Origin of the sequence: Sciscionella sediminilitoris (assembly GCF_000737195.2) — a bacterium.
Classification (GTDB): Bacteria; Actinomycetota; Actinomycetes; order Mycobacteriales; family Pseudonocardiaceae; genus Sciscionella; species Sciscionella sediminilitoris.
Genome location: NZ_JALM01000014.1, coordinates 1 through 15,611, shown reverse-complemented (window position 1 = coordinate 15,611; position 15,611 = coordinate 1). Strand labels below are relative to the sequence as shown.

Annotated in this window: 17 protein-coding genes; 7 read left to right on the top strand and 10 right to left on the bottom strand. The window is 69.9% G+C overall.

Annotated elements, in window-relative coordinates; all coding sequences use genetic code 11:
- Positions 1-44: 44 nt before the first annotated feature.
- Genes AD72_RS06845 through clpS form a run of 3 tightly spaced genes read right to left on the bottom strand, consistent with a single transcriptional unit; the run spans position 45 to position 1,854 of the window.
- Entirely contained in the window at positions 45-1,019 is a 975-nt protein-coding gene (locus AD72_RS06845) for a P1 family peptidase (RefSeq protein WP_031465556.1), read from the bottom strand.
- The gene (locus AD72_RS06840) at positions 1,016-1,564 is read right to left on the bottom strand and encodes a DUF2017 domain-containing protein (protein ID WP_031465555.1); all 549 of its coding nucleotides are present in this window, start codon (positions 1,562-1,564) and stop codon (positions 1,016-1,018) included. The genes AD72_RS06845 and AD72_RS06840 overlap by 4 nt, the downstream gene beginning before the upstream one ends.
- Positions 1,561-1,854: an ATP-dependent Clp protease adapter ClpS gene (clpS, locus tag AD72_RS06835; RefSeq protein ID WP_031465554.1), complete on the bottom strand. Its 294-nt coding sequence runs from the start codon at positions 1,852-1,854 to the stop codon at positions 1,561-1,563. The genes AD72_RS06840 and clpS overlap by 4 nt, the downstream gene beginning before the upstream one ends.
- An 82-nt stretch (positions 1,855-1,936) precedes the next feature.
- Here clpS and AD72_RS06830 point away from each other — a divergent pair, with 82 nt between their 5' ends.
- From AD72_RS06830 to AD72_RS06820, 3 genes are read left to right on the top strand one after another with little or no spacing between them, the layout of a single operon-like run.
- A complete protein-coding gene (locus AD72_RS06830; RefSeq protein ID WP_031465553.1) occupies positions 1,937-3,079 on the top strand; it encodes a low temperature requirement protein A in 1,143 nt (380 codons plus the stop codon).
- 10 nt (positions 3,080-3,089) lie between these two features.
- A complete protein-coding gene (locus AD72_RS06825) occupies positions 3,090-4,370 on the top strand; it encodes a nicotinate phosphoribosyltransferase (protein WP_031465552.1) in 1,281 nt (426 codons plus the stop codon).
- A gap of 2 nt (positions 4,371-4,372) precedes the next feature.
- On the top strand, positions 4,373-4,909 hold the full coding sequence (locus tag AD72_RS06820; protein ID WP_031465551.1) for a nicotinamidase: 537 nt from the start codon (positions 4,373-4,375) through the stop codon (positions 4,907-4,909).
- Here AD72_RS06820 and AD72_RS06815 read toward each other — a convergent pair.
- On the bottom strand, positions 4,906-5,556 hold the full coding sequence (locus tag AD72_RS06815; protein WP_156365071.1) for a hypothetical protein: 651 nt from the start codon (positions 5,554-5,556) through the stop codon (positions 4,906-4,908). The two genes, AD72_RS06820 and AD72_RS06815, sit on opposite strands and share 4 nt — an antisense overlap.
- A gap of 61 nt (positions 5,557-5,617) precedes the next feature.
- On the opposite strand from AD72_RS06815, the gene AD72_RS06810 reads away from it, so the two are divergent.
- From AD72_RS06810 to AD72_RS06800, 3 genes are all read left to right on the top strand, one after another.
- Complete coding sequence (locus tag AD72_RS06810; RefSeq protein WP_031465549.1) at positions 5,618-7,639, top strand: ATP-dependent DNA helicase; 2,022 nt, start codon at positions 5,618-5,620, stop codon at positions 7,637-7,639.
- A 43-nt stretch (positions 7,640-7,682) separates the two neighbouring features.
- The gene (locus AD72_RS06805) at positions 7,683-8,378 is read left to right on the top strand and encodes a hypothetical protein (RefSeq protein WP_051898104.1); all 696 of its coding nucleotides are present in this window, start codon (positions 7,683-7,685) and stop codon (positions 8,376-8,378) included.
- 69 nt (positions 8,379-8,447) lie between these two features.
- Positions 8,448-9,650, top strand: coding sequence for an acyltransferase family protein (locus AD72_RS06800; protein WP_031465547.1), 1,203 nt, complete (start codon positions 8,448-8,450; stop codon positions 9,648-9,650).
- Here the strand turns inward: AD72_RS06800 and AD72_RS06795 are convergent, their stop codons facing one another.
- The 3 genes from AD72_RS06795 to AD72_RS06785 are packed head-to-tail and all read right to left on the bottom strand — an operon-like array spanning position 9,651 to position 12,216.
- Positions 9,651-10,136 carry a GerMN domain-containing protein gene (locus AD72_RS06795; RefSeq protein WP_031465546.1) on the bottom strand — a complete coding sequence of 162 codons (486 nt, stop codon included), beginning with the start codon at positions 10,134-10,136 and terminating at the stop codon, positions 9,651-9,653.
- On the bottom strand, positions 10,118-11,545 hold the full coding sequence (locus tag AD72_RS06790; RefSeq protein WP_031465545.1) for a sensor histidine kinase: 1,428 nt from the start codon (positions 11,543-11,545) through the stop codon (positions 10,118-10,120). The genes AD72_RS06795 and AD72_RS06790 overlap by 19 nt, the downstream gene beginning before the upstream one ends.
- Entirely contained in the window at positions 11,542-12,216 is a 675-nt protein-coding gene (locus AD72_RS06785) for a response regulator transcription factor (RefSeq protein ID WP_031465544.1), read from the bottom strand. The genes AD72_RS06790 and AD72_RS06785 overlap by 4 nt, the downstream gene beginning before the upstream one ends.
- Positions 12,217-12,328: 112 nt before the next feature.
- Here AD72_RS06785 and AD72_RS06780 point away from each other — a divergent pair, with 112 nt between their 5' ends.
- On the top strand, positions 12,329-13,102 hold the full coding sequence (locus AD72_RS06780) for an SGNH/GDSL hydrolase family protein (protein ID WP_231644749.1): 774 nt from the start codon (positions 12,329-12,331) through the stop codon (positions 13,100-13,102).
- A 6-nt stretch (positions 13,103-13,108) separates the two neighbouring features.
- Here AD72_RS06780 and AD72_RS06775 read toward each other — a convergent pair whose 3' ends face one another.
- The 3 genes from AD72_RS06775 to serB form a co-directional block, all read right to left on the bottom strand.
- The gene (locus AD72_RS06775; RefSeq protein WP_031465542.1) at positions 13,109-13,492 is read right to left on the bottom strand and encodes a VOC family protein; all 384 of its coding nucleotides are present in this window, start codon (positions 13,490-13,492) and stop codon (positions 13,109-13,111) included.
- Between the two features lie 70 nt (positions 13,493-13,562).
- Positions 13,563-14,273 carry a peptidyl-tRNA hydrolase gene (locus AD72_RS06770; protein ID WP_031465541.1) on the bottom strand — a complete coding sequence of 237 codons (711 nt, stop codon included), beginning with the start codon at positions 14,271-14,273 and terminating at the stop codon, positions 13,563-13,565.
- Complete coding sequence (serB, locus tag AD72_RS06765) at positions 14,274-15,509, bottom strand: phosphoserine phosphatase SerB (protein ID WP_031465540.1); 1,236 nt, start codon at positions 15,507-15,509, stop codon at positions 14,274-14,276.
- Between the last annotated feature and the right edge of the window lie 102 nt (positions 15,510-15,611).

Genomic DNA, 15,611 nt, shown 5'->3' with positions numbered 1-15,611 from the left:
CACCGCTACCCGAACCGTCACGCACGCTGCCACGCGACCGATTCTCAGCCGAACGCTTCCGGCCAGACATCCCGGTAGGCGGGCACTCCGTCGAGCCCGGTCGCGGCGAGCAGTCCGTGCACCATGGCGCTGGTGAACACCTCGGCGGCCGCGGTGCCCAGTTCGTCGCGCACCCGGGGATCGGCGATCGGCGCCTCGGTCCCGGTGGCCATGGCGAACACGGTGTCCCCGTCGAACATGGAGTGCGCGGGCCGCACCGCCCTGGCGAGCCCGTCCTGGCCGGACATGGCCAGCCGATGGGCCGCGGCCTTGTCCAGCGAGGCATCCGTGGCGACCACGCCGATGGTGGTGTTGAGCGGGTTCGGCAGCGCGACCAGTTCGGCAGGCCGGTTCGGAATGGTGATCCCGTAATCCCCCTCGGCACCGGGATCGATGCCGTAGGGCCGTCCGGTCGCCGCGTCCACGGCCCGCCCGGCCGCGTTCACCGCGACCAGCGCGCCCACGGTGTATCCGGAGGCGGTGCGGGTGCTCGCGGTGCCGATCCCGCCCTTGAGCCCGTCGGTGGTCGCCCCGGTCCCTGCGCCGACGGTGCCCTGTTCCACCCGGTCCCCGGCCGCGGCACAGGCGCGGTAGCCGAACTCGGCGCCGGGACGGTTGCCCCAGTCCGAACGCGGCAGGTCGAACAGCACCGCGGCGGGCACGATCGGCACCACCATGTGCGGCTGGGTGCCCACCGGGAGCCCGTGCCCGTGTTCACCGAGCCAGCGCATCACCCCGTCCGCGGGAGCGAGCCCGTAGGCGCTGCCCCCGGAGAGGCACACCGCGTGCACCCGCTGCACCAGGTTCTGCGGGGCGAGCAGATCGGTCTCCCTGGTCCCCGGCGCCCCTCCCCTGCTGTCCACGCCACCGGTCGCGCCCGCGAGGCAGCGCACCACGGTGGTCCCGGTGGCCCAGCCGGTTTCGAGCCGCTGATGCTGCCCGACCTCGATGCCGTCGACGTCGGTGATCGACCCACTCATAAGACGCGCAGCAGGCTGTCCTGCATCCAGGTCAGCCAGTGGTACACGGCGAGCTGGGCGGCACGGGGATCATCGGAGGGCAGCTGTTCGGGCATGTCCTCGGTGACCCCGATCATCGAACCGAGCGCGAGCCGCAGATCGTTGAGCGCGGAAAGCCAGGAGCTCGCGGTCTCCTCGTCCAGCGAAACGGTTCCGCCGTCGCTGGGCACCGTCTCCAGCAGGGTCGCGGCCACGCCCTGCTTCGCGGCGAGCAGTTCGGGCTCGTGCAGCGAACGCAGCGCGGCCGCCGAATCCGCGTACTCCGCCCCCTCGGCGGTGTCCAGCCGGTGGAAATCCGGAAGCAGCCGGGACAGCACCGGATCCCGCGGCGCCGTGGCGGGCCCGGTGCGGATGCCGGTGAGTTCGGCGAGTTCGTCCTGCGGGGTCTCGCTCTCCCGCTCGGCGAACAGTTCGGTCAGCTGCTCGACGAGGGTACGCAGCAGAGCCGCCTCGTGCCGGTCGAGTTTGGCGACGATGCGCTCGCCCTTGCGCCGCCAGTGCTTCATGCGCCCGGCTGCTCCATGGTCGCCCACAGCCCGGCCGCGTGCAGCCGGGAGACATCGCCCTCGACCTTGTCCTTGGAACCGGTCGACACGATCGCCTTCCCCTTGTGGTGCACGTCGAGCATCAGGCTGGTCGCCTTGTCCTTGCCGTAGCCGAACAGCTTCTGGAACACGTAGGTCACATACGACATGAGATTGACCGGGTCGTTCCACACCACCGTCTGCCAGGGCAGATCGGCACCGGCCTGCTCGGCGCGCTCCTGCTCGACTTCCGGGGTCGCCTGGGTGGACATGACTCCATGGTGGCACATCAGTTGCCGCGACTCAGCGATGAGATCACCCGAAAACCGTGGTGATCGGGTTACCGTACGCAGCGTGACAGGCAGTATTTTGCATCGCCGGATGCGCGCACACGATCCCGACGAGCCGCACCGCGCGGCGACCCCGCTCGAGCTGCTGTTCGACCTGGCTTTCGTGGTCGCGGTCGGCTTCGTGGTGGAACAGCTCGCGCACGCGGTCGAGGAGGGCCACGCGGGACTCGGCGCGGGCCGGTTCCTCATGGTGTTCTTCGCGATCTGGTGGGCCTGGGTGAACTTCTCGCACTTCGGCTCGGTCTACGACACCGATGACGCGCTGTACCGGGTGCTGACCATGGTGCAGATCGGCGGGGTTCTGGTGCTCGCGGCCGGGGTGGAGCCCGCGTTCACCGAGGCCGACTTCACCGTGATCGTGATCGGCTACGTGATCATGCGCATCGCGATGGTGTGCCAGTGGCTGCGCGCCGCCGTCGAGTACCCGGAGGGACGCAGGAGCTCACTGTTCTTCGCGGGCGGGATCCTGATCGTGCAGGCGGGCTGGATCGGGCGGCTGTTCCTGCCCGACTCGCTCGCGATCGCCAGCTTCATCGTGCTCGCGGTGCTCGAGATCGCCGTCCCGGTGGTCGCCGAATCCGCGGGCGGGACCACCCAGTGGCACCCCGGTCACCTGGCCGAGCGCTACAGCCTGTTCATCATCATCGTGCTCGGCGAGCAGGTGGTCGGCTCCACCAACGCGCTGGTCGAGGGCTTCAAGGAGCCGCACCACCTCACCGATCTGATCGGAGTCGCGGTCGGCGGGCTCGTGGTGTTCATGGCGCTGTGGTGGCTGTACTTCGACCGGTTCGAGGAGCACCCTCGCACCCTGCGTGGCACGCTGACCTGGGCGTACGGGCACTACTTCCTGCTCGGCGCGATCGCGGCCGCCGGAGCGGGGGTCGAGGTCGCGATCGTCGCGGTGAGCAAGGATGTCCCCGCCGGACCGGCGCTCGCGATCCCGGTCGCGGTGTACCTGATCGGGCTCTGGCTGCTCTACGGCGGCCCGAAGGCGAACCTGGTCGGCAAGATCGCCGGGCCGCTGGCCGCGGTCCTGATCCTGGCCGGGGCGTTCACTCCGGCCGCGTTCTGGGTCACCGTCGCGGTCCTGGTGATCTTGGTCGCGGTGAAAACGGTGAGCGCTCGCGGTGCATCCGAACCGGCCTAGGCTCGGTGCCATGTCGTCCACGGCGCTGCTGACCGACCACTACGAACTGACCATGCTCGCGGGCGCGCTGCGCGATGAGCGCGGCATGACCCCCTGCGTGTTCGAGGTCTTCGGGCGCCGGTTGCCCGACGGCCGCCGTTACGGGGTCGTCGCGGGCACCGAACGGGTGCTCGAGGCGATCGCGAACTTCCGGTTCGGTGAGCCGGAACTGGAGTTCCTGCGGGCGCACGAGGTCGTGGACCAGCGCGCGCTCGACTGGCTGGCCGGGTACCGGTTCACCGGCGATGTGGACGGGTACCCCGAGGGCGAGCTGTACTACCCGGGATCGCCGATCCTGACCGTCCGCGCGCCGTTCGTGGTCGGCGTGGTGCTGGAGACGGTGATCCTGTCGATCCTCAACCACGACAGCGCGATCGCCTCCGCCGCGGCCCGGATGGCCTCGGCTGCCGGGGAACGCCCGATGATCGAGATGGGTTCGCGGCGTACCCACGAGCAGTCCGCGGTCGCCGCCGCCCGGGCCGCCTACCTCGCCGGGTTCGCCTCCACCTCCAATCTGGAGGCCGGCCGCCGCCACGGCATCCCGACCAGGGGCACCTCGGCGCACGCGTACACGTTGCTGCACGAGACCGAGGAGCAGGCGTTCGCCTCACAGGTCGCCGCGCTCGGCCCGGGCACGACCCTGCTGGTGGACACCTACGACATCACCGAGGGCATCAACACCGCGGTCCGGGTCGCGGGCACCGGGCTCGGCGCGGTGCGCATCGACTCCGGGGATCTGGGCGTGATGGCGCACAAGGCCCGCGAGCAGCTGGACCGGCTCGGCGCGCACGACACCAGGATCGTGGTCTCCGGGGACCTCGACGAGTACGCGATCGCCGCACTGCGCGCCGAACCCGTGGACGCCTACGGGGTGGGCACCTCCGTGGTGACCGGCTCCGGTTCCCCGACCGCGGGACTGGTCTACAAGCTGGTCGAGGTGGACGGGCGCGCGGTGGCCAAACGCAGCTCGCACAAGGCCTCCATCGGCGGGGCGAAGGCCGTGCTGCGCAGGCACAAGGAGACGGGCACCGCGCTGGAGGAGGTCGTGCACCCCTGGGGCAGGCAGGTGCCGCTCGGCGCGCACGACACCAGGATCACCACGCCGCTGCTGCGCTCCGGTTCCCCGGTCGAGGACCTGCCGACGCTTGCCGATTCCCGGGAACGATTGCGTGACGCTCTGGTGCGCGTGCCCTGGGAAGGGTTGAAACTGTCGAGGGGTGAACCGGCGATCCCGACGACCTTCCTGGAGTAGACATGGTGCGCGCACTGCTTGTCGTGGATGTGCAGAACGACTTCTGCGAGGGTGGTGCGCTCGCGGTCACCGGCGGCGGAGCGGTCGCGGCGGCGATCAGCGCGCATCTGGCCATCGAGCGGTACGAGCATGTCGCGGCGACCCGGGATTATCACATCGATCCTGGGGAGCATTTCGCCGCGGAACCGGATTTCGTGACGTCCTGGCCGGTGCACTGTGTCGCGGGTACCCCGGGCGCGGGATTCCATCCCGAGCTGGACATCGCCCCGATCGGCGCGGTGTTCTCCAAGGGTCAGTACTCGCACGGCTACTCGGGTTTCGAGGGGACCGGGCTCGCCGCCTGGCTACGCGCGCGTTCGGTGGACGAGGTGCACATCGCGGGCCTGGCCACCGATCACTGCGTGCGTGCGACCGCGCTGGACGCGGCCCGCGAGGGGTTCCCGGCCACGGTGCTGCTCGGGCTGTGCGCGGGGGTTTCCGAGCAGACCGTGGCGGATGCGCTCGAGCAGCTGCGCGCGGCCGGGGTGCGCGTGGGTTAGGCGAGTGTGCAGTGCACCGAGCCGACGTAGATGTCCCCGGATGCGGGCCCGCCGTCCGGGAACAGTTGCACGTGCAGCGCGTTCATGGTGATGCTGCCGTCCTGTTGCGGTGCCGGGACCACCTCGCCGAAGGTCAGTTTCGCCAGCGGCTTGGCGCCCTGTCCGTTCCCGGGCACGGTCACCGAGTAGTTGGCCGGGACCTTCTCCGGTAGCTGGATTCCGTAGTAGCCGCCCATCGAGAACTGCGCGCTGCTCTGGCTCGTGGCGCCCGCGCAGCCCGCCTGATAGGAGGAGAACCCGATCTCCGGTCCGCCGTAGGCGCGCAGCGCGGTGAGCCGGAAGTCCGCACCGTTCGCCGACATCGTGTTCTTCTTGTGCGCGGTGTCCGTGGCACAGCTGGTGCTGCCCTTACCGAAGTCGGCGACACCGTCCCGCGTCACGCCCTCGGTCGAGAACTCCCCCGGATGCGCCAGATCGCACGGCGCGAGTGCGTCGATCGTCGTGTTCGTTCCGTCGATGACCACCGAGGCCGAGCCGAGGCTCGCCGTGCCCGCCGCCGTGGCCGCGGTGGCGTTCGCGGCCGCCGCTCCGACGAGCAGACCGCACGCGCTCAGCCCGAAGGCGGTCATCGCCCTGCGTATCAACATGCGCACAGCTTTCCGAGGTGTCCTCCCCGGAACAAGTCGCCCGACCGGGTAAGGTCGCCGGGTGCCATCCGTGACCGCCGAAGACACCCTCCTGGACACCGCGGTCGCCGCGATCGGTGGCGCGCCGCGCGAGGGACAGGTGCGCATGGCCGAGGCCGTCGCCCGCTCCATCCGCACCGGTGCCCACCTCGCCGTGCAGGCCGGAACCGGGACCGGGAAATCGCTCGCCTATCTGGTTCCCGCGGTCGAGCACGCGGTGCGCTCCGGAAGCACCGTCGTGGTCTCCACATCCACGATCGCGCTGCAGCGCCAGCTCATCGACCGCGATCTGCCCCGGCTCGCGGACGCGCTCGAGAAACGGCTCGGGCGCCGCCCGGAGTTCGCGATGCTCAAGGGACGGCGCAACTATCTGTGCCTGCACCGGCTGGACTCCGGCCCGGACGAGGACGAGGAACCCGAGGCGCTGTTCGACCCGTTCGCGGCCTCGGCGACCGAGCGGGCCGTGCGCAGGCTGCGCGAGTGGGCCGAGCAGACCACCACCGGGGACCGCGACGAGCTCGTGCCCGGGGTCGCCGACAAGGCCTGGCGCCAGGTCTCGGTCACCGCGAGGGAATGCCTCGGCCAGCGTTGTTCGCTGTTCACCGAGTGCTGGGCGGAGAAGGCCCGTGGCGCCGCGGGGCGCGCCGACATCGTGGTCACCAACCATTCGCTGCTGGCCATCGATGCCCTGGAGAGCGCGCAGGTGCTGCCCGAGCACGAGGTGGTCATCGTGGACGAGGCGCACGACCTCGTGGACCGGGTGACCTCGGCGGCGACCGCGGAACTCACCGGGGCGATGGTGTCCACCGCGGTACGCCGCTGCGGCAGGCTGATCGACGAGGCGACCGTGGACCGGCTCGGCGAAGCGGGCGACGCGGTGGCCGCGCTGCTCGGCGAGCAGCCCAGCGGGCGCCTGGATGTGCTGCCCTCCGCGCTCGGCAACTCGCTCGCCGCACTGCGCGATGCCGCGAAGGCCTGCCTGGACGCCTTCGGCCCGGCGCGCAAAGAGGAACAGGACGCGGCCACCGCGCGCAAGATCGCGCTGGCCCTGCTCGACGACATGCACGAAACCGCCGAGCGGATGCTGCGCGCCTTCGACGCGGAACTCGGCGAGCGGTTCGACGTGGTGTGGTGCACCAACGACGGCGAACGCCCCGCCGTGCTGCGCATCGCCCCGCTCACCGTCTCCGGACTGCTGCGCGAACGCCTCTTCGGGCAGAGCACCACGATCCTGGCCTCGGCCACCCTCGCGCTCGGCGGCAGCTTCGAACCGCTGGCCAAACAGTGGGGCTTGCCTGCCGAACGTCCGCCCGCCGAACCGGATCCCGGTACCAGCACCGAAAAACCCGCACCGTCCGATGTGGACACACTGCGCTGGACGAGCCTGGACGTGGGTTCCCCGTTCGAGCACTCCTCGCACGGAATCCTGTACGTGGCCAAGCATCTGCCCGCCCCCGGCCGGGACGGCACCCCGCCGCCGGTGCTCGAGGAGCTCGCCGATCTGGTGGACGCCGCCGGTGGGCGCACCCTCGGCCTGTTCTCCTCCATGCGCGCGGCCAAGGCGGCGGCCGAATACCTGCGGGACAAGACCGAGCTGCCGATTCTGTGCCAGGGCGAGGATTCCACCGGGCAGCTGGTGCGCAAGTTCAGCGAGGATCCGTGCACCTGTCTGTTCGGCACCCTGTCCCTGTGGCAGGGCGTGGACGTGCCCGGGCCGTCCCTGCAGCTCGTCGTGCTCGACCGGATTCCCTTCCCGCGCCCCGACGACCCGCTGTTCTCCGCGCGCCAGCGCAGCGTGGATGCCCGTGGTGGCAACGGATTCCTCACCGTCGCCGCCACCCACGCCGCGCTGCTGATAGCCCAGGGAACCGGGCGGCTGCTGCGCACCGTGGACGACCGCGGCGTGATCGCGGTGCTAGACCCGCGGTTCGCCACCGCACGGTATTCGGGTTTCCTGCGTTCCTCGCTGCCGCCCTACTGGCCGACCAGCGATCCGACGGTGGCCAGGGCCGCGCTGCACCGCCTGGACAAGGCAGCGGGGTAGCCTCCCGGCCGAGGACCGTCGTCGCAGCAAGGGGGAAACGACCATGGCCGATTCCACGGAGCAGACTGCGCTGCAGCGGTTCGGCACCATTCCGGCGTTGCTCATCACCGGAACACTGCTGTGCCTGATCGCCACCGTGACGCTGGCGCCACCGGTCTGGTCGTTGTTCGGTTTCGGCGCGCTCGGCTGGTGGATCGCGTTGTTCCTCCGGATACCCGTATCGGTCGCCGTGCTCGGCCGCACGGGCACACAACAGGCACTCGGTTCCTGGCGGGAACAGGTTCTGGTGGCGTCCTCGGGCCCCCTGGAAGAGCTCGTCCGCCTCGCGCTCGTGCTGCTGCTGGTCTCCGGCTTCGATCAGGCACTCTGGGCCGGGCTCGGCTGGGCGATGATCGAAGTGCTCTACACCTGCCTCAGCAGCGCCATCACCACCACGACACTGCACCGCGACGACGACAAGTCCCGCCAGCTCCGCGAAGTCCTCGCCGCTCGTGGGCTGCTCGAGGACAAGCACGGGATCTTCGCGGTGGCCGAACGGATCAGCGCCACCCTGCTGCACGTCGCGGCCACCCTGCTGATCTCGGTACTGCCGATCCTCGTGCTGCTGACCATCCCCGCGCACAGCATCACCAACCTCGCCGTCACGAAACTCACGCCCCGCTCACTCGCCCGCGCCGAATGCGTGTTCGCGGCGATCGGCATCGTCCTGTTCTGCCTCGCGCTCCTGCTCGCGCTGTAGCTCCGGTTGCGACGGGATCGCGACACGACGCGGACCGTGCGCGGACACCCGGCCGGGAAAGTCGGGGCCATGACGCAGGTGCAGCACAGTGCGCGGGCCACGAGCCGTTCCTATCTGCCCGCCCTGGACGGGGTGCGGGGTGTGGCGATCCTCGGAGTCCTGTTGTTCCACACCGGCCATCTCGACGGCGGTTTCCTCGGTGTGGACCTGTTCTTCGCGCTTTCCGGGTACCTGATCACGGATCTGTTGCTGCGTGAGGCGGGCCGGACCGGGACGGTTTCGCTGCTCGCGTTCTGGGGCAGGCGGATCCGCCGTTTGCTGCCCGCGCTGGCGAGCATGCTGGCCGTGGTGACGCTGCTGGTCTGGCTCACCGGAACGGCCGACGTGGTGCGCACGACGCTGGCCGACGGCCCGTGGGTGCAGGCGAATCTGCAAAACTGGCACCTGCTGGCGGAATCGGCCGGATACTGGGACCGATTCGGGGCCGCCAGGATGTTCGAGCATCTGTGGAGCATCGCGGTCGAGGAGCAGTTCTATGTGCTGTGGCCGGTGCTGGTGCTCGGTATCGCCTGGTTCGGGCGGCGGCTGCACCGGCGGGTCGCGCTCGCCGCGGTGCTGATTTCCGTGGTGTCCCTGGTGTTGATGCTCCTGCTGTTCGATCCGGCGGATCCGAGCCGGGTCTACACCGGCACCGATACGCGCGCCTTTTCGCTGTTGCTCGGCGCACTGGTCGCCACCCGGCCGGTGCGCGAACGCTTGGCCCGGCTGAGCTCCCGGGCGGCGCTGTACCTCGCGGTCTCGCTCATCGCGGGGCTCGTGGTGCTGTGGCTCGCCGCTGACGGACAGCGGTCCTCCTGGCTGTACAGCGGCGGGCTGTTCGCGCATTCGGCGGCGGCCGCGCTGCTGATCGGGCTGTGCGCGCAATTCCCCGGCAACCCGGTGGCCAGCGCCCTCGGCAATCGGGCGCTGCGCTGGATCGGGCGGATCTCCTACAGCCTGTATCTGTGGCACATGCCGGTTTTCCTGCTGCTGTCCGCGCAGCGAACCGGATTGACCGGGTGGCCGTGGGCGCTGCTGGTGTGCCTCGTCGCGATCGCCGCGGCCGCGCTGTCGAAGTATCTGATCGAGGACCCGATCCGGTTCCGCGTCACGTGGAGCAGGGGACGCAGCGGCGTGTTCGCCTTCGCCGCGGTGCTGCTCGGCCTCGCCCTGTTGTGGATCCTGTTGCCCGCTCCCGCACCTGCCTCGATCGATCTCGGCACGCTGGGCTGATCAGGGCAGCAGCGGGCATCCGCGCAGCCGTTGGGAGGCCGCTTCCGGGCCGTGTGTGAACGCGATCCGCACCTTCGTCTGCTTCGCCCCGCCGCTTTGCCGGTGCACGCCGAGCGCGGTACACACGATCTGGTCCACGGCACGCGGGGAAAGCTCCTCGACGTCGAACGGCACCCGTATCTCGATGACACCGGGTGTGGCCGTATCGACCTGTGCCGCCACCGTGGTCTCCGGGATCTCGGTGTGCAACCTGCTCCCGTCGGCCTCGCCCGGTCCCTTGAACAGCAACAGCAGCGCCTGGGTGACGGTGCCGAGGTTCCCGGACCGCCGCAGCTGCGGGCGCAACCGTTGCTGCGTATCGACGAAGTACAGGGTCACCCCCGGAGCGAGTCCGGTCGGCGCCTTGCCGGTATCGGTCACCCCGGCCGGCTGGATCCCGCAACCGGCGAGCAGCAGGATGAGCCCGGTCAGCAAGAGTTTTCGCATGGCCCCTCCAGATTTGTGGGCAGCCGCAACAGGAATCGGGCACCGTGCCCGGTGTTCCCCGCGGTGAGCTCGCCCCCGTGCAGCCGCGCGTTCTCCAGCGCGATCGCCAGCCCGAGACCGCTTCCCGCGGAACGGGTGCGCGCCGCATCCGCTTTGTAGAAGCGATCGAAGACGTGCGGCAGCACTTCCTCGGACAGGCCAGGGCCGTTGTCGGTGACCTCTATCCACAGCTGTTCGGCGGTTGTGGACAGCTCCACCCGCACCGGGGGCGCGCCGTGCCGGTGCGCGTTGCCGATCAGGTTGGCGAGGATGACGTCCAGCCTGCGCCGGTCCAACCGCGCCGGAATCCGTTCCGGTGCCACGATTTCGGTCTGCTCCAGCCAGCCGCGCACCCGCACGCTGTCCCGCACCGCGGCGACCACGTCCACCTCCTCGCAGCGCAGTTCGGCGGTACCGGCGTTGAACCGGGACACCTCCATCAGGTCCTCGACCAGCCGCACGAGCCGATTGGTCTCGATCACCGCCAGCTGCACGGATTCCCGGGTCTCCCCCTGCATCCGCGCCGATTCGGTCTCCAGTACCTCCATCACCGCGGTGAGCGTGCTCAGCGGGGTGCGCAGTTCGTGGGACACATCGGAGGCGAACCGCTTGGCATCGTCCTGCATCCGCTGCATCCTCGCCATCGAGGCCTGCAGGGATTCCGCCATCTCGTTCACGGTTCCGGTCAGCTCGGCCAGTTCGTCGGCGCCCTGCCGTTCGGCGCGCGCGCCAAGGTCACCGGAAGCCAGTCGTCGCGCGGTGTCCCGCAGCCTGCGCACCGGACCGAGCACACCGCGCGCCGCGAGCAGGGCGAGCAGCACCGCCAAGGGCAGGGTCAGCGCGGCGAACCCGATCGCGGACCGGGTGATGCCGTCGACCTGCCGCTGCACCCCGCTCAGATCATGCACCGTGTACACCTCGACCCCGGAGGCGGACCGGGTTCCGTCCGGCTCGGTGCGCAGCACCGGGGTGCCGATCAGCAACCAGGGTTTGCCGTCCGCGGTGATCCGCTGGGTGGCCAGCCGCGCCCGGACCCGCACCGCGGTGCGCAGTTCCCCGGTGATCAGCCCGGCCGCAGCACCGTGCTCGGCACGCAGGTTTCCGTAGGTCACCAGGCTGTCCGGACCGGCGGCCTCGCGCAGCCGGTCGAGCGTCGCCTGGTCCGGCGGATCGCTCAGCTGCGGGGTGACCGCGCCGATCTGCTGGGAAAGCGAATCGGTCAGTCGTTGCTCGGTCGCGCTGACCAGTTCGCCGCTGGCCGATCCGGCGCTGGACCACGCCGCCGCTGCCGCGCCGAGCACGGTGACCACCACGAAGGCGAGCAGTAGCCTGGCACGCAATCCACGCGGTGGCCAGGTCTTCTTGGTCATACCGGTCCGAACCGGTAACCGAACCCGCGCACCGTCTGCACGTAGTCCGGGTTCGCGGGATCGGTCTCGATCTTGGCGCGCAGCCGCTGCACGCAGTTGTCGACCAGCCGGGAATCACCGAGGTAGTCGTGTTCCCACACCTGCTCCAGCAGCTGCTGGCGGGTGAAAACCCGTTCCGGGGCTTGGGAAAGGGTCAGCAGCAGCCGCAGCTCGGTCGGGGTGAGCGGCACGGGAGCACCGCGCAGCGAGACGGTGAGCGCGGTGGTGTCGATGCGCAGTTCGCCGTGCACCCGCACCCCGTCGGGGATGCTGTCTCCGCGCCGCAGCACCGCCCGGATGCGCGCATCGAGCACGCTGGGCTGGGCGGGTTTGATCACGTAGTCGTCCGCGCCCGCCTCGAGCCCGGTGATCACGTCGAAGTCGTCCCCGCGCGCGGTCAGCATGATGATCGGCACCTCGCTGACCGTCCGGATGCGGCGGCACACCTCGAATCCGTCGATCCCCGGCAACATCAGGTCGAGCACGACGAGTTGCGGCGCGGCGGAACGGAACTCGGCGAGCCCGTCCTCTCCGCTTGCGGCCACCCGAACCTCGTTGCCGTGCCTGCCTAACGCCACTTGGAGCCCACGGCCGACCATGGGATCGTCCTCGATGAGCAGAATCGATGCCACCGATTCAGTATGAAGGCGGCATGCGGGATCCGCGATTCCACCCGCCGGGCTGCGACACGATCGGGACATGAGCGCGGAACCACTGCGACGCAGGGCCGACATTCTCGAAACCATGAACAGAACAGCAACCAAGACCACGATCCGCGCGCTCGCCGGAACCGCGATGGCCGGACTGCTCGTGCTCGCCACCGCGTGTTCCGGTCAGTCCGGGGCGAGCCGGAAACAGGGCGGGGACAACACATCCGGACTGTCCACTGTGGTCTTCATCGGTGACTCGGTCGCCGCGCAGGAGGCCAAGCCGCTCGCCGCCGCGTTCAAGGCGAGCGGTGTCCGGTTCCGTTCGCTTGCCGCCGACGGCGGTGGCAACGTGGTGGGCCCGTTCTCCGGCAAGAACTGGCCGCAACTGGCCGAACAGATCCGCGAGGCCAAGCCCAGCACCGTGATCTACCAGCTCACCACCTACGACTGGGGCAGCGAGCAAGCCCAGCAGGCCGCGTACACCAAACTGCGCGACACCGTGACCGATGCCGGTGGCACCTTGGACTTCGTCACCCCGCCGCCGATAAAGCCCGATGATTTCTACCGGTCGCACATGGCCGATCTCGAGCGCACTCCGCAGGTGGCCGAAAAGGTCGCCGCGGCCGCACCGGACAAGGCACGGGTGCTGGACTCCGGCACGGTGTGGGGCAAGGAGTACCGGCGAGTGCGGGACGGCAAACCCGATCGCAGCACCGATGGGATCCACACCTGCCCGCAGAGCGCGGCACGGTTCACCAACTGGCTGCTTTCCCGGCTCGCCGACCAGTACCCCGGTTTCCATCCGGCGCCCGCGCGGGACTGGGCCAACACCGGATGGGCGACCGCGGACCGGTTCGAAGGCTGCTGAACCGGGTCAGTTCCCGCTGCCGTATTCGCGGGTGAGGATCTCCAGGTTGTGCCCGTTCGGGTCCTCGAAGTACACCCCTCGGCCACCGTCGTTGGTGTTGATGGTGTCCGGGCGGTTGTGCCCCGGATCGGCCCAGTGCCGCACTCCGCGGTCCTTGATCCGGCCGAAGATCTCGTCGAACTCGGCCTCGTCCACCATGAAGGCGTAGTGCTGCGCGGGAATCTCGCCATCGCGCTGCATGACGTCGAGGGTGACCTCGTTGGCCGGTTTCACCATCAGGAAGGGGCCGAACTCCTCCGGTTCGGGCAGGCCCAGAATCTCGGTGAAGAACCGCGCGGTCTTCTCCCTGTCGTTCGCCGCGACGATGGTGTGGTTGAGCTGTACCGTCATGATCGCCGACCTCCTCGTCGGGTTCCGTCAACTGACATCCCCGACGATAGGAGCTCGACTTAACTGGAGGTCAACTGGCGAGCGTGGTGCGCACGGTCACAGTGCCGGGATCGACCTCGGTGTATCCGGCGTCCTGCACGGCGACGGTGCCCGGCCGCTCCTCGAGGGCAGCCCATTCGGCGGTCCCGGTGCGCACCGCACACGGATAACCGCGAGCCGCCCAGTCGGCGATCCACTCCAGCTCCCCCGCCTCGAGCGCGGCGGCGGCCAGCAGCATGCTCGCGTGCCCGACCTGGGCGGCCGCCTTGCCCAGCGTCATCGGCACCGTCGGGTTCAGCCACAGCACCGGTTCACCGGCCCGCGGTGCCCCCGGGGTGTCCGAGGGCAGTTCCGTGCCGCCGACCTGGAGCCTGCGCACCACCTGCGGGGGCTCGTCGACCAGGTGCGGGAGCAAGGCACGCGCCTGTGCCCCGTCCTTGGCCACGGTGATGCCCGGCAACTCGGCGACCGCGCGCCAGTGCGCCCCGCGGGCCCGCCTTGCCACCTTGCGGATCTGCACATCCAGCCAGTCGTGCACCGGCCGGTGCCAGGGTCCGTCCTCGGCGGTGCGGTCGTCGAGGCACACGGCGACCGCCGCGGAGGCCGCCGCCTCGAGCAGCGCGGTCCGCGCCGGTGGTTCGGCCTTCTCGATGCACAGGATGATCGGCATCGCGCGCACCTGTTCGGGTGCCTGCGGTGCCGGGCCGCGCTCGAGCAGCGGGCGAAGGGTCTCCGGATGCACCTACACCGCCGGGCGGGCGGGTTCGAGTCCGTCGGCGAGGTCGGCCGCTTCCACCTCGGCGCGGGTCACCCCGAGCAGGAACAGGATCGGGTCCAGGAAGGGGTGCGAGAGCGCGGTGTCGGCGACCTCGCGCAGCGCGGGCTTGGCGTTGAACGCGACACCGAGACCGGCCGTGGTGAGCATGTCGATGTCGTTCGCCCCGTCACCGACGGCCACGCACTGTTCGAGATCCACCTCGGCCTCGGCGGCGAACCGGCGCAGCGCGGTCGCCTTGCCCTCCCGGTCGATGATCTCGCCGACCACGCGGCCGGTGAGTTTGCCGTCCACGATCTCGAGTTCGTTGGCCGCGGCGAAGTCCAGGTCCAGTTCGCGCACCAGGCGGTCGATGATCTTGCCGAAACCGCCGGAGACCACGCCGCAGGTGAACCCGATCCGCTTGAGGGTGCGCACCGTGGTCCGCGCGCCGGGGGTGAGTTCGAGCGCTTCGGCGACCTCGTCGAGCACCGAGGCGGGTAGTCCTTCGAGGGTGGCCACCCTGCGGCGCAGCGATTCGGCGAAGTCGATCTTGCCGGCCATGGCTTCCTCGGTCACCTGGCGCACCTGCTCCGCGCAACCCGCGTGTTCTGCGAGCAGTTCGATGACCTCGCCCTGGATGAGCGTGGAGTCCACGTCGAACACGACCATGCGCTTGGCCCGCCGCGCCAGCCCGACCGGCTCGACACTGATGTCCACCCCGATGCGGGCCGCGGCATCGGCGAGCGCCCTGCGCAGTTCGGTGTCCGAACCGACCGCGTCCGCGTTGTCCTCGTCGATGGACACCCGCAGTTCGAGCCCGGTGACCGGGTAGTCGGCGATGCGCCGGATGGAGTCGATGTTCACCCCGAGCCCGGCCAGGGTGCGGGCGACCTCGGCGAAGGCCTTCGCCGTGACCGGCCTGCCGAGCACGACCACCGCGTGGCTCGGCTCCGCGATGTGCGCGGTGGCCGTGGCGTCCGCACCGATGAGCACTTCGACGTGCATGCGCACGCTCGCCATGCCCTGTTCGACAGCTTCCTGCAGGCCTTCCGGGTCACCGGGAGCCTCCACGAGCACCCCGAGCACGAGCCGTCCGGAGATGACGACCTGTTCGACGTCGAGGATGTGCGCCTCGTGGCGAGTGAGCACGGCGAACAGCGCCGAGCTGACTCCTGGCTTATCCGGTCCGGTGACCGTGATCAGCACACTTGTAGGACTCACTTCTCCGAGTCTTCACTGCTTGACTCACCCGAGCCAACAGTGCTGTGCGCCTTGTCACCGCCGTGGTCGACCGTCTTCCCGAAGAAGGACAGGTAGCGCTCC

Excerpts from the sequence above, each read along its gene's own strand:
- AD72_RS06795 (WP_031465546.1), bottom strand. The coding sequence starts at position 10,136 with ATGCGAAAACTCTTGCTGACCGGGCTCATCCTGCTGCTCGCCGGTTGC.
- AD72_RS06780 (WP_231644749.1), top strand. The coding sequence starts at position 12,329 with ATGAACAGAACAGCAACCAAGACCACGATCCGCGCGCTCGCCGGAACC.
- AD72_RS06800 (WP_031465547.1), top strand. The coding sequence starts at position 8,448 with ATGACGCAGGTGCAGCACAGTGCGCGGGCCACGAGCCGTTCCTATCTG.
- clpS (WP_031465554.1), bottom strand. The coding sequence starts at position 1,854 with ATGTCCACCCAGGCGACCCCGGAAGTCGAGCAGGAGCGCGCCGAGCAG.
- AD72_RS06790 (WP_031465545.1), bottom strand. The coding sequence starts at position 11,545 with ATGACCAAGAAGACCTGGCCACCGCGTGGATTGCGTGCCAGGCTACTG.
- AD72_RS06845 (WP_031465556.1), bottom strand. The coding sequence starts at position 1,019 with ATGAGTGGGTCGATCACCGACGTCGACGGCATCGAGGTCGGGCAGCAT.
- AD72_RS06840 (WP_031465555.1), bottom strand. The coding sequence starts at position 1,564 with ATGAAGCACTGGCGGCGCAAGGGCGAGCGCATCGTCGCCAAACTCGAC.
- AD72_RS06805 (WP_051898104.1), top strand. The coding sequence starts at position 7,683 with ATGGCCGATTCCACGGAGCAGACTGCGCTGCAGCGGTTCGGCACCATT.
- AD72_RS06775 (WP_031465542.1), bottom strand. The coding sequence starts at position 13,492 with ATGACGGTACAGCTCAACCACACCATCGTCGCGGCGAACGACAGGGAG.
- AD72_RS06820 (WP_031465551.1), top strand. The coding sequence starts at position 4,373 with ATGGTGCGCGCACTGCTTGTCGTGGATGTGCAGAACGACTTCTGCGAG.
- AD72_RS06815 (WP_156365071.1), bottom strand. The coding sequence starts at position 5,556 with ATGTTGATACGCAGGGCGATGACCGCCTTCGGGCTGAGCGCGTGCGGT.
- AD72_RS06825 (WP_031465552.1), top strand. The coding sequence starts at position 3,090 with ATGTCGTCCACGGCGCTGCTGACCGACCACTACGAACTGACCATGCTC.